A 12,082-nucleotide genomic window follows, 5' to 3' on the forward strand; every position below is an offset into this window, starting at 1 on the left:
CCGGCCCGCACCTCTTTGATCCCGCTCTGCTCGCCAAAGGATGCACGCCGGCCCACCGCCCTGGCCCTTGGCAGCTTCGATGGGATCCACGCTGGTCACCGCGCCGTGATTGCCGCGGCCCTCGATGGACTGGATCCAGAGATCGGTGCCGTTCCTAGCGTGGTGAGCTTCTGGCCCCACCCCCGCGAAGTGCTGTTTGGGGAAACACGGTTGCGCCTCGACCTCCCCCAGGAAAAGCTGTCTTTACTCGGACCGTTGGGCATCGAACAGCTAGTGCTGGTGCCCTTCACCAAAGAGCTGGCGCAACTCAGCGCTGAAGAGTTCGCAGATTCAGTTCTGTTGGAGACCCTTCAGGCCAAACGGATTGCTGTGGGGACCAACTTCCGCTTTGGTCACCGACGTGCCGGCGATGCAGAGCTCCTGCAACGCCTGGCTCGTCGTCGAGGCGTGGACGTGAGGATTGTTGACATCGTTGAGGACGCGGACGGGCGCATGAGCAGCAGCCGGATTCGTTCCGCTCTTGAGCAAGGTGCGTTGGCACAGGCAGAAGCTCTCCTAGGTCGGCCCTACCGCTTCCAAGGCAAGGTGGTCCGCGGCCGTGGACTGGGACGGGAGATCGGCTGGCCGACGGCCAATTTGCAGGTGGATGGTCGCAAGTTCTTACCTGGCCTTGGGGTCTACGCCGCCTGGGTTCAACTGGATGGAGCAGGAGACGTCATGCCCGCGGTGATGAACCTGGGGCCCCAACCAACGGTGGATCCCAATTCACCCTCAGCGGTGGAAGTGCACCTGCTCGATCGCAACCTGGAGCTCGACCATCGCGAGCTAGTCGTTGAACCCGTTCATCGCCTTCGCGGCCAGAAAAAATTCAACGGACTTCAAGAACTCAGTGCGCAGATCGGAGACGATGCCGAAGCGGCCCGACAATTGCTCAAGAATCCTGGCTAAGCCATCCCCGGGTAAGCATTCACCAAGCCCCACACGATGAACACCCCGATGCTGCCGAGGAGCACAATCCCCCAGATCAACACGCTCATGGAGCTATCGGAACCACCGTTCTCCATGTTGAGCCGCAATAGTCTCCCCACAGCGTGCCATGGAATCGATGGGTGAGGGGCCATTGCGATTGGTTGATCCACGGGTGGCACGACTGATCGATGCCAATCTCGATCGATCCAGGGAAGGCCTGCGCGTCGTGGAGGACTGGTGCCGGTTTGGCCTAGAGCGCGACGATCTGGTTGTACAACTCAAAGATTGGCGGCAACGCCTGGGGCGACTTCACCGAAGCACTTATAAACAGGCGCGATCGACGGCCACAGACCCTGGGGCTGGGCTCAGCCATCCAGCCCAACTGGAACGTGACAATCCCCAAGCAGTGGTGGCGGCCAATTGCGGCCGTGTGCAAGAAGCGCTTCGCGTATTGGAGGAATACGGCCGCAGCATTGATCCATCCCTGGCATCCGAATCAGCCGCGATCCGTTACGGGCTTTACGACCTGGAAGTCACTTGTCTCAACGCCAGTTTGGGCAACGCACGTCGCCAAACCCTGAACAACTGCCAGCTATGCCTGATCACTACCCCATGCCCCGATCTCATTGAGCGGGTGAGACAGTCCCTCACTGCCGGGGTGACGATGGTGCAGTACCGCTGCAAAAGCGGAAACGACCGTGAGCGCCTTGATGAAGCCAAGGCATTGCGAATGCTGTGTCAGACCCACGGAGCTCTCTTTGTGATCAATGACCGCATCGATCTAGCCCTCGCAGTCGATGCCGATGGCGTGCACCTCGGCCAAGACGATCTACCCACCGATGTTGCCCGAGACTTAATCGGAGAAGCTCGACTACTCGGGCGCAGCACCCACACCCTGGACGACGTGCGCCGTGCGGATACCGAAGCCTGCGATTACTTGGGGCTCGGACCGGTTCACACCACTGCTGTTAAACCAGAAAAAGCCGCAATCGGCCCGGTGCGTCTTCAAGATGCCCAGGCACTGACCCGTCTCCCGGTGTTCGCCATTGGCGGCATTGAGCTCAAGAACATCACGGCACTCCTCGATGTGGGTTGCCGGCGCGTTGCTGTGATCGGCGCAATCATGGCTGCGGAGAACCCTGAGAGCGCTAGTCAACAGTTGCTTCAGGCCTTATTGCCCCCCGTCGATTGAATCCCATGGCTCTCGACCTCCAAGTGAATGGCGAACGTCGCCGTCTTGATCCAGCTCCGACGCCATCAACCTTGGTGTTGGTAATCGAAGCGCTTGCCTATAACCCTCAACTCGTAGTTGCCGAACACAACGGCGTCATCGTTCCGCGCACGCAGTGGGCGAACACCGCGGTCAGCGAAGGCGACAACCTCGAAATTGTCACCATCGTGGGTGGCGGTTCCTAGAGTTCCAATACAAAACCAGCGCCATTTCGGCAGCTAATTCATTGTTCCGGACCCGACGCTTGCTCGCTTCGCTGCTCCTCCCCATGGTGTTGGTGGGCCTCAGCCTGATTCACGTCCAACCTGCTGATGCAGCTCGGGGTGGCCGTATGGGTGGTGGGAGTTTTCGAGCGCCTTCCATGCCTCGATCCGGCGGGCGCAGCTATGGCGGTGGTGGGTACCGAGGGGGTGGTTACGGCGGTGGTTACGGCGGTGGCTACAGGGGAGGCGGCATGGGTTTCCCCTTCCTGATTCCGATTTTTGGATTCGGGGGTGGCGGTCTCTTCGGACTGCTGATCTTGATGGCCGTAGCTGGGGTTTTAGTGAACGCCGTCCGTGGTGGCATCAGCGGAGGGGGAGCCCCAGGCATGGGCGGAGCTCCTGCCGCTCCGGCCCTCCCTCGCAACGTGAACATGATTCAGCTACAGGTGGGTCTGCTCGCCAGCGCGAAATCAGTACAAGACGACCTACGCCGACTGGCCGCGAGCTCTGACACAGGTAGCAAAAGCGGCTTACAACGCCTTCTCCAAGAGACAACCCTTGCGCTTCTGCGCCAGCCCGATCTCTGGGTCTACGCCAATTCTGAGAGCGGAAGTGTTCCCTTCAATGCGGCTGAAGCCACCTTCAATCGGCTGTCGATGAATGAACGCAGCAAATTAGATGCTGAGCTCACCAGCAACGTGGGTGGTGAGCGCCGTGCTGAAGCGAACGTTGGTTCTGGTGATGCTGATGACACCAACGAATTCATCGTGGTGACGTTATTGGTGGCCTCAACAGCGTCAGCCAAGCTGGCTGGCTCAGATACCGGGGAAGAGTTGCGTCAAACCCTGCGCATTTTGGGTTCAACGGCATCCACCGAACTCATTGCCCTTGAAGTGATCTGGCAACCGGAAGGCAGAGGTGATGTGTTGAGCGCTGAAGATTTGGTAACGGCATATCCAAACCTCCAACATCTCTGAACGATCTACAGATTTTCTTCTGGAGATTTGAGTGAAGTAGGCATTTTTTCTTAGGTCCAACACCTAAATTTCAAACCAACACATTCAGTCCGTCCCTTGTCTCCCGATCCTCGAGCAATGAAATGGCAACAGGATGGTGAGTTGTCCCCTGCCGATCTCGACGCTTTGATCAACACGATGAAGCGCGTCGAATGTGATCAGAACAGTGCCGAATTGGGTCGTTTAGGCCAAAGCACGACGGATTGATTGCCCGTTCTTATTCCCATCCATCCTCTGCGTCACCCCGCAGGATTCGCAGAGCTGCCATGGCCGCTCCGTATCCGTTATCGATATTGGTCACCAATAATCCAGGCGCACAACTCGCCAACATTCCTTCTAGGGCGGTGCGTCCACCCTGGCTGATGCCATAACCGACAGACACCGGTACACCAATCACCGGTTGGGGCACTAAGCCAGTGATCACCGTGGGCAAAGCTCCTTCCATGCCCGCACAAGCGATCAAAACGCGAGCGGTTTGCAGCCTTGGTAGTTGGTCGAGCAGACGATGCAACCCGGCCACCCCCACGTCCATCACGGTATCGACGCCGATTCCATGGCACTGCAACGCAAGAGTTGCCTCCGACACCACCGTGCGATCGCTGCTGCCGCCACTGATCACCGCCACCTCTGGTGCACCGCCCTTTGGCGTGGGCAAAGCACCCATCGTTAAACATCTTGCGTGGGGATGAATCCGCACCTGGGGTAAAGCCGCCGATATGAAATCTGCTTTCGTTGCATCCACCCGAGTGACCAACCCCAGCTCGCCCGCATCCTCAAAGCGCTTCAAAATCGCAATGATTTGATCGCCAGTTTTGTGCTCACCCCAGATGGCCTCCACCATCCCGAGGCGCCGTCGACGCTGCAGATCGAGCCGGGCATCCACCATCAGCCGGGCAAGCGGAGCGGCAACAACTCACCCTCCAGCACCAAGGGGAACGGGGATTCCGCCGATGCAGAACGGCCCAATGCAGCATTCACAACGGAATCAAATTGGCGCTGCACCATGTCCACGTCATCGGGGTTGATCGCCTTCCATTGATCACGGGTGGCCCAATGAATCAACAGCTGTCCTTCCTCATGCGCCGGATCCCAGGCGATGTCGCGTCCAAGGAATCCATCCTGTTGCTCAAGCCAGGGCTGCCAAGTCTGCTTCTCTGCATCAAGCCAGGTCTGAACTTGAGACTCCGGAACCTTCAAACGCAGTTGTTCAATTACCGCATCACTGGCCAAAACCTGTCCTGCGAACATCACAAGGATGGCGAACAGCAGCACAAACTTGCGAATCATGGTTTCTGCAAGAGCGCCACGGCATGGCAGCTGATCCCCTCTTCACGGCCCTCTGCACCCAGCTTTTCATTGGTGGTTGCTTTGACACCAACAGCATCTCCGGCGATGCCAATGCGCATCGCGATGTTCGATCGCATGACTTCGATATGGGGCTTGAGCTTGGGCCGCTCCGCAATCACAACAGCATCAAGATTCACCACCTGCCAGCCCTGATTGCCCACAAGCTGAACCACCTGCTCCAGCAGCATCAAACTGTCAGCACCCTTCCACTTGGGGTCGGTCGGCGGGAAATATTTACCGATATCCCCGAGGGATAACGCGCCCAGCAGGGCATCCATCACGGCATGCACCAACACATCGGCATCACTGTGGCCATCCAAACCGAGTCCATCCGGATGATCCAAGGTCACGCCACCAAGGATTAAAGGTCGACCCTTCACCAACCGGTGCATGTCGTAACCGTTGCCGATACGCAACTGCATGGCGGTGTCGCAAGGGAGCTCCATTCTCTCGGTTTGCCACCGCGTCCAAAGATCCGGCCGGCGTTCCTGGGTTCGCAGCTCACGCTGTTGCTGCCTCCAGTTCGCAATCGCTCCATGGTCTCCACTGCGAAGCACCGCGGGCACCGTCATCCCTCTGAAGTCCGCAGGCCGGGTGTAGTGAGGGTGTTCCAGTAACACCGTGCTGTGACTCTCCTCCACCAACGAATCGGGGGCCCCCACCGTCCCGGGGAGTAATCGCACCACACCATTGATCACGGTCATCGCGGGCAATTCCCCACCGGTGAGCACAAAATCTCCGATCGAAACCTCCTCATCTGCGAGGCCGCGAATGCGTTCATCAAACCCTTCGTAATGCCCACAGAGAAACACCAACTGATCGAACTCCCGCGACCAGCGTTGAAGATCGCTCTGCTGTAACGGGCGTCCCTGGGGAGACATCAGCAAAACCCTGGAGCGTGGACAGCGCGGCACCGACTCCATGGCGGCAAACACCGGTTCGGGCTTAAGCACCATTCCGGCACCACCGCCGTAGGGCACGTCATCCACTTTGCGGTGACGATCGGTGGCGAACTCCCGTGGATTGTGCAGATGCATCTCCGCAATCCCAGCGGAGAAGGCTCGCCCGATCACACCCAACTCCAATAAAGGAGCAAACGCCTGGGGAGCCAGGGTCACCACGTCAAGGCGATAGGTCGCCATATCGTCTTAAGCGGAGGGCTTCGAAACCCGGCGGATGTCGGTGCAAAAGCTGCCCTGCAGGGGAACACCTTCACCATTCACGGCCGTAGTGCTGCGCAAACGCAAATTCGCGCGCGTGAACCAAATTCGCTCCTGCACCACAACACCATCGGGGCTCGGAAGATTGAGTTCCATGCTGCCGTCGGGCCAAAAGAGCCAGGTTCCCGCAGGCTCTCCATTGCGAGATAAGCCACCATCCTCGGAAAACAAAAGGGTGCTGCTGACTCCACTGGGAGCTTGCACCACCAGCTGACCCAGGCCAGACGCTGGGGTGCTTTCACGACGCACCGTCAACTCCCCACGTTCACTGTTGTGCCATTCATCGTCTCCTTCCAACGACAGCTCGAAACAGCTCCGCAAACTCATCCATTGCCCATCGCAAAGGGCAATGAATGCGGCTGGATCGGCAGGAGGGAAGGGTTGTTCACTCATTTGCCCATTCTCTCAGCCAGCTTCACCAAGTGATCGGCAAAAATGGATACGGCCGATTCCATCCATAAACAGCGAGGCGCTGGTGTCCGGGTACAGCGGCACCACGACGGTGGAAGCCGAACACATCGGCAAGCACAAGGGTGTTGGCAGGACAGGTCACGGCTATGGGCTTTGGCAAGCCCAGGCTTACCAAAGCCTCATCTCGAATCCGAAATGAGCCCGAAACATCGGGCTGACGGCGATGCAATAGCGCCGCATCTGCAGTGGATTGTTCCCAGCGCAAGCGGACTGGATCCAAACGATGACTACCGGGGACGTACTCAAACGGACCGTCATCGAGCTCGACAGGGCGTAAGAACAACCAAAACTTCAAGGCACGAAAAAACGTATCGCGATGCAGATCTTTCTGAAGATCAGGGGTTTCGCGCTCCTCCCCATGAACCGTTAAGTACACATCTACCTTGTGGTGATCCATCGGCAAACCGATCACCTGCCGAGAGCAGGACGACAAGCGTGGGTCATGACAGACCTTCGCCGCCTGGGGCATCTCCAATGGATCGATATGAAGGAAGCGGTTGAGGGTGCCGCCATCAAACCGATCAAATCCGCCGGGGAAGGGTTGCTTGGGTTGGAATCCAACCCGATTGTTCACAGGCATCGGATGCTGATGCGCAACATCACTCACCCGCGATTCCACCTCATCACGCAACGCGGCAAATTGGCTCGGCGGGAGGAAGTTTTGGATCACAACAAACCCATCGCGCTCGAGATCGGCGCATCGTCCGGGTTTTAACCACCGCCGCCAAGTGCAAAGGGTTTCGGCGATTTCCACCCGTCGACGGTGCAGCTGAAACTGCCGGTTCAGGATGGGATGACCGACCCAAGGATCCCGAAAGCTCTTGGTGCGTGTCAGCAAAGAGAGCATCGTTGAAGCGTAGATCGGACGCAATCCGCGCTCAGAAATCACCCCCGCCATAACCCAACTCCGCAAGGCGATGGGGCTTACTCCGCCAATCAGGCACCACCTTCACAAACAACTCCAGATACACCGAACCATCGATCAACGTTTGCATCTGGAGCCTTGCTCCCTGACCAATCGTTTTGAGCATGGCGCCGCCCTTCCCAATCAGGATCCCTTTCTGACTTTTCCGTTCCACCAGCACCGTGGCCAACACGGCCGTCCGCCCTGGATTTTTACCCTTCGGTGGGATGTCTTCGACGCGATCGATCGTTACAGCAACGCTATGGGGCACCTCTTCACGGGTGTGGAGGAGCACCTGCTCACGAATCAATTCGCCTAAGAGCACGCGTTCCGGTTGATCCGTCACCATGTCTGGCGGATACAGCTGCGGTCCCAAGGGAAGCTGTTCCGCCATGGCGACGGAAAGCTCACGGCAACCATCACCCGAGATCGCACTGCAACGATGCACCGGCCAATGGGTCTCAGCGAGGAGTTCGTCGTAGCTGGCGGCGGCCTGATCCTGTTGGTCGGCAGCCACCAAATCCCATTTGTTTAAAGCAACCAACACTGGTAGCGACTGCTGTTTCAGCAAATTGACGATGAAAGCATCGCCGCGGCCTGGCCGCTCACACCCCTCAAGGAGAAGAAGCACAAGATCAACCTCTCCGATCGCGCTTCGGGCGCTGTGGACGAGCCGTTCGCCCAATAGATGATGGGGCTTATGAATTCCAGGGGTGTCGACCAGAACCATCTGGGACTCCTCAGTGGTGAGGATGGCGCGCAGGCGGTTGCGTGTGGTCTGAGCCACCGGCGATGTGATCGCCACCTTTTCCCCCACCAGCTTGTTCAGCAGGGTCGATTTCCCAACGTTGGGACGACCGATCAAGGCAATAAAACCAGACCGGTAGTGGTCTGGCACAGGGGGGTCAACCATCAAACCAGTCTGCGGGTTCATCAGCCGGCTTTGGTTTCGGCCTGCTCCAATGCCGATCTGGGATCTCCACTCAGGTCAGCCATCAAAAATTCGCGAGTTTCAGGCAAGGCAAGACGCAAGTTCGATTCAAGATCAAAATCCACCTGCAACGAATCGGCCCTTAGATCCAAGAGGTGGCCTCCGTGCTGTCGATCATCAGAAAGAAAATGCAAGTGATAGCCGGGGATATTCAGGCTGCTGGCATGAGTCGGGCTCCAAAATCCAACCAGAGTTCCTTGAATCGCCTGGTGGCGAAAGGTGGTTTGGGCCTTCGCTGCATCCAACAATGTGGCGCCTTCCTCCACTGGAGAAACCGATCGCACCAACACCTGATTGAACGTTCCAGTGATGCGGATGGCAACGAAGAGATTGGCGCTCGGCCTGAAGGGATCCAGCAACTCTCCAAGCTGCTCAAGGCTCTGTACGTCCTCAAGGGTGAATTGTTTTTCACTCTGAAAACGCGATGCAATCCAAAAGGGAATGCCTTCATCGAGAGGGGCCTGAATCAAGCTTCCATCTGCCCTGGCCTGCCAACAAAGTCCATCGAGAAGGATTCCCTCCCCATCAAGGTGCTCAAACGTCCCAATGCCAAAATCGCCGTGTTGAGGCAGATCAGACACTTTTAAGGCCTCTCCAAACACACCTTCCACCACGGCCGTCGACGTCGAAAGCTGCCAAATGGTGTGGTGCTCTAAATCGAGGAAATCACCGAGTGCTTTACGAATCACTGCACTGGCGCTTTCCCCCGTCTGCGCACAATGCTTCTGTAACGCCTGCCAATGGCCGGAAGGAAGTCGCAGATGAAGATCGTGATTCGAGGAACTGAGCATCACATCAACGCGTCAGACCCATAGCCTGGCTCGAGTGGCAACGATGCGCCATGCCGAATCAACAGCCCACGTTTCAGCAGGCGATGGAAATCACAGCCACTTGGCTGCAGCAATGGGACAACGAAGAAATCAGCGATGAAGTGCTCGCCGATCGGATTGGTGAAATGGTGGCGAGCCGCGATGGGGCGCGAGGCTTTTTCGTGGTGACGCTCGCCGGAGACAGCGCCTTAATGGACCGCATGCCCGATGTGGTTGCGGGGCAGCTGCGCAGTGCTGGAGGCGATGTGGTGGATCTCAGCGTACGCAATTTGGCAATGAGCACTGCGATGGCCCTGCATCACAAGCGCAGCGGAGATGACAACCAACAGGCCGGATCGGAGCGGGTCACCCTCCGCTGCACAGAATTACTACGACTGTTGGAGCCGATCCTCGTAAAAGAACGGTTGGAGCAGCTGCTTGAAGCCACCATCGACAACGCTGGTGCTGATGTCTCCTTCTTGGAACGATGGGGCTACGACGACGAACAAAAACGTGCAATTAGCAGCAGTGTGTACGCCATCGCTGCTGCTTAAGCAATCAAGATCGAGCGCAGTCAGGGCAATGATCCATTGAAGAGATGATCGAAGACATACCTCCAAAAGCCTGTTTAAGACACAAAAAAACCTCGACATCGTCGAGGTTTTTAATGAAATTAAATTTATGTATGCGTAATCTCGCTTAATCGCGACGACCACCACCATTCAAAACAATAATCAACCGAAGAATGAAAATAAACAGATTGATGTAGGTGAGGTACATGCTCAGAGCACCGGCCAAATATTGGTCGTCCCGATAGGCGCGGGGCATCGTGTAAAAGTCCACGAAAGCCGCACCAACAAATAGAACAGTTCCGAAGCCAGCGATCATCAGCTCAAAGCTGGTGCCATGGAACATTGCTGGGGCAAAAATCCCGCCAACGAACTGAACGACCATCGCCAAAATCAGGCCGATCAACCCGAGACCAACGACACCGGATAGGGCCTGACCGACGCTGTCGCTCATGCGACGACCAACGACCGAGGCGATTACAAATGTGATTCCGGTCGCTAACGCGGCAGTACCAACGGCACCGACACCGGCTACGGCACCGGCAAAGGCCACCAGTCCACTGAGGGTGAAACCAGTAATCAGGCTGTAGACGGCCAAAAGTGGCAATGCCGTGGCGTTATTGCCCTTCATTGCCACATTTTGGGCAACAAAGAAGAGAATCAAATTGCCAATGAGTGCCACCCAGAACAGGGGCATAAAAATTGGCGTGGCGATCAAGGTGAGACCACCAAGCACTCCCAAGGAGGTGAGCACCATGCCACCGCCCACATAAGGCAAAGCCTTATTGACGACGTTGGGGCCGACGAGGGCACTGGACTGTGCCTCGCGGATGGCCTGTTGAAAATTGCTGCTAGCTGGCATGTCGACCAGACCACATTGCTTTTAATACTTTGACAGTGGTGGCAATGAGTTGGGGTGTGGATCTCCCTATCGACGCACAATCCGCGATGAAGGCCTAACGACCCCTTGTTCCTCTCGTTTCTCATCGAGGCGGGCATAGGCCTCCACAACCCTTTGCACCAAGGGATGACGCACGACATCGGCCGATGTCAAACGGCAAACAGCAACTCCGGCCACGCCATCCAACACGTCCGAGGCCTCCTCGAGGCCGCTGAGCTGATTGTGAGGAAGATCCACTTGAGTGACATCTCCCGTCACCACCATGCGCGAATACTCCCCCAACCGGGTGAGCACCATTCGCATTTGGGCTGGGGTGGTGTTTTGAGCCTCATCCAGAATCACAAACGCATTATTGAGCGTGCGTCCCCGCATGTAAGCCAGCGGCGCCACCTCAATCACGCCTTTATCTAAGAGGCCAGCAGTCTTTTCTGGTCCAAGAAGACAGTGCAGTGCGTCGTACAGCGGCCGCAGATATGGGTCCACTTTTTGCTGGAGGTCCCCAGGAAGGAATCCCAGCCGTTCCCCAGCTTCCACCGCTGGTCGCGTCAAAATCAGTCGCTCAACCTTCCGTTCCGTGAGCATGCGTACCGCCAACACGGCGGCCAAAAACGTTTTCCCTGTTCCTGCAGGTCCGAGGGCAAAGGTGAGGTCATGACGCTCCATAGCGTCCACATAACTTTTCTGTCGCAGGGTGCGTGGTCTCAAGGTGTGGCCCTGCGGACTCCGCACCAAAACCTGCTCTGCCATCGCCGAGTGGTCGTCGCCGCGGCCTGTATTCAGAGCCCCCAGGGCCGATTGAAGATCAACGGACGACACCGCTTGACCGTCTTGCCAAATGGGGCGAACCAACTCGACAACCGACGCGGCTCGCTCAATCTGCGCAGCATGACCAGTGATCACCAATTGGAGACCCCGCAACACGACTGAAGCCCCCGTAAGGGCTTCAAGTCGGTGAAGAGTGACCTCAGCTTCCCCTGCAATGGCGAGAGCAGCTTCAGGATCAGGAAGGTCGAAGACGAAACGACCGCGGTCGCCCCTATCGGGTGCTGAAGTGATCAGCCTTCCGACGCTTCAGCATCGGCAGCTGGGGCCTCAGCTTCAGCAGCAGCAGCTGCCTTGGCCTCAGCTGCATCCTTTGCAGCCTGTTTTGCAGCAGCTTCACGCTTTGCCGTTTGCTTGGCCTGGCCAACTGTCACGGAAGGGCGAACCGTTTTTTCGATCAATCCACCACGCTCCAAGAGGGTGCGCACGATGTCTGTGGGTTGAGCACCCTGACCCAAACGTTCGCGGATGGCCTCTGTATCCAGACGAGTTTCCTTCGTTCTGGGGTTGTAGAAGCCAAGCTCCTGCAACGGGCGTCCATCCCGTCGAGACGTGCTGTTGCAGGCCACGAGGCGGAAGCTCGCTTCCCGCTTCTTACCGAACCGCTTCAGGCGGAGCTTGATCATCGT

Annotated in this window: 16 protein-coding genes; 6 read left to right on the plus strand and 10 right to left on the minus strand. The window is 57.4% G+C overall.

From position 1 onward, the window contains the following. Window positions 1-15: 15 nt before the first annotated feature. The 5 genes from SYNCC9902_RS07555 (at window position 16) to SYNCC9902_RS12955 (ending at window position 3,626) form a co-directional block, all read left to right on the plus strand. Entirely contained in the window at window positions 16-948 is a 933-nt protein-coding gene (locus SYNCC9902_RS07555) for a bifunctional riboflavin kinase/FAD synthetase (RefSeq protein ID WP_041425463.1), read from the plus strand. Window positions 949-1,096: 148 nt separating this feature from the next. Next, window positions 1,097-2,161, plus strand: coding sequence for a thiamine phosphate synthase (locus SYNCC9902_RS07565; RefSeq protein ID WP_041425110.1), 1,065 nt, complete (start codon window positions 1,097-1,099; stop codon window positions 2,159-2,161). A gap of 5 nt (window positions 2,162-2,166) precedes the next feature. Further along, window positions 2,167-2,385, plus strand: coding sequence for a sulfur carrier protein ThiS (gene thiS, locus SYNCC9902_RS07570; protein WP_011360281.1), 219 nt, complete (start codon window positions 2,167-2,169; stop codon window positions 2,383-2,385). Between the two features lie 83 nt (window positions 2,386-2,468). Continuing rightward, complete coding sequence (locus SYNCC9902_RS07575) at window positions 2,469-3,380, plus strand: DUF1517 domain-containing protein (RefSeq protein WP_232179295.1); 912 nt, start codon at window positions 2,469-2,471, stop codon at window positions 3,378-3,380. 117 nt (window positions 3,381-3,497) lie between these two features. Next, window positions 3,498-3,626: a hypothetical protein gene (locus SYNCC9902_RS12955; protein WP_009789428.1), complete on the plus strand. Its 129-nt coding sequence runs from the start codon at window positions 3,498-3,500 to the stop codon at window positions 3,624-3,626. Window positions 3,627-3,636: 10 nt separating this feature from the next. Here SYNCC9902_RS12955 and larB read toward each other — a convergent pair whose 3' ends face one another. Genes larB through budA form a run of 7 tightly spaced genes read right to left on the minus strand, consistent with a single transcriptional unit; the run spans window position 3,637 to window position 9,143 of the window. Continuing rightward, window positions 3,637-4,305, minus strand: coding sequence for a nickel pincer cofactor biosynthesis protein LarB (larB, locus tag SYNCC9902_RS07580; RefSeq protein WP_011360283.1), 669 nt, complete (start codon window positions 4,303-4,305; stop codon window positions 3,637-3,639). After that, window positions 4,305-4,706 carry a TIGR03792 family protein gene (locus tag SYNCC9902_RS07585; RefSeq protein ID WP_011360284.1) on the minus strand — a complete coding sequence of 134 codons (402 nt, stop codon included), beginning with the start codon at window positions 4,704-4,706 and terminating at the stop codon, window positions 4,305-4,307. The genes larB and SYNCC9902_RS07585 overlap by 1 nt, the downstream gene beginning before the upstream one ends. Then, the gene (gene trmD / locus SYNCC9902_RS12275) at window positions 4,703-5,908 is read right to left on the minus strand and encodes a tRNA (guanosine(37)-N1)-methyltransferase TrmD (protein ID WP_011360285.1); all 1,206 of its coding nucleotides are present in this window, start codon (window positions 5,906-5,908) and stop codon (window positions 4,703-4,705) included. Before trmD ends, SYNCC9902_RS07585 begins: the two co-directional genes overlap by 4 nt. 6 nt (window positions 5,909-5,914) lie before the next feature. Continuing rightward, window positions 5,915-6,379 carry a phycobiliprotein lyase gene (locus SYNCC9902_RS07595; RefSeq protein ID WP_011360286.1) on the minus strand — a complete coding sequence of 155 codons (465 nt, stop codon included), beginning with the start codon at window positions 6,377-6,379 and terminating at the stop codon, window positions 5,915-5,917. A gap of 22 nt (window positions 6,380-6,401) precedes the next feature. Next, window positions 6,402-7,304: a phytanoyl-CoA dioxygenase family protein gene (locus SYNCC9902_RS07600; RefSeq protein WP_232179198.1), complete on the minus strand. Its 903-nt coding sequence runs from the start codon at window positions 7,302-7,304 to the stop codon at window positions 6,402-6,404. Window positions 7,305-7,335: 31 nt separating this feature from the next. Next, window positions 7,336-8,295, minus strand: coding sequence for a GTPase Era (gene era / locus SYNCC9902_RS07605; protein ID WP_011360288.1), 960 nt, complete (start codon window positions 8,293-8,295; stop codon window positions 7,336-7,338). Continuing rightward, the gene (gene budA, locus SYNCC9902_RS07610) at window positions 8,295-9,143 is read right to left on the minus strand and encodes an acetolactate decarboxylase (protein ID WP_041425112.1); all 849 of its coding nucleotides are present in this window, start codon (window positions 9,141-9,143) and stop codon (window positions 8,295-8,297) included. Before budA ends, era begins: the two co-directional genes overlap by 1 nt. 50 nt (window positions 9,144-9,193) lie before the next feature. On the opposite strand from budA, the gene SYNCC9902_RS07615 reads away from it, so the two are divergent. Next, window positions 9,194-9,715, plus strand: coding sequence for a hypothetical protein (locus SYNCC9902_RS07615; protein ID WP_011360290.1), 522 nt, complete (start codon window positions 9,194-9,196; stop codon window positions 9,713-9,715). 145 nt (window positions 9,716-9,860) lie between these two features. Here the strand turns inward: SYNCC9902_RS07615 and SYNCC9902_RS07620 are convergent, their stop codons facing one another. The 3 genes from SYNCC9902_RS07620 to rpsP all read right to left on the minus strand — a co-directional run bounded on the left by SYNCC9902_RS07620 (window position 9,861) and on the right by rpsP (window position 12,079). Beyond that, window positions 9,861-10,592, minus strand: a complete 732-nt coding sequence (locus tag SYNCC9902_RS07620; protein WP_011360291.1) for a Bax inhibitor-1/YccA family protein — start codon at window positions 10,590-10,592, stop codon at window positions 9,861-9,863. A gap of 66 nt (window positions 10,593-10,658) precedes the next feature. Beyond that, the gene (locus SYNCC9902_RS07625) at window positions 10,659-11,687 is read right to left on the minus strand and encodes a PhoH family protein (protein ID WP_041425114.1); all 1,029 of its coding nucleotides are present in this window, start codon (window positions 11,685-11,687) and stop codon (window positions 10,659-10,661) included. Continuing rightward, a complete protein-coding gene (gene rpsP / locus SYNCC9902_RS07630; protein ID WP_011360293.1) occupies window positions 11,687-12,079 on the minus strand; it encodes a 30S ribosomal protein S16 in 393 nt (130 codons plus the stop codon). The genes SYNCC9902_RS07625 and rpsP overlap by 1 nt, the downstream gene beginning before the upstream one ends. Window positions 12,080-12,082 lie beyond the last annotated feature (3 nt).

It is taken from the genome of Synechococcus sp. CC9902, from assembly GCF_000012505.1.
GTDB lineage: Bacteria > Cyanobacteriota > Cyanobacteriia > PCC-6307 > Cyanobiaceae > Parasynechococcus.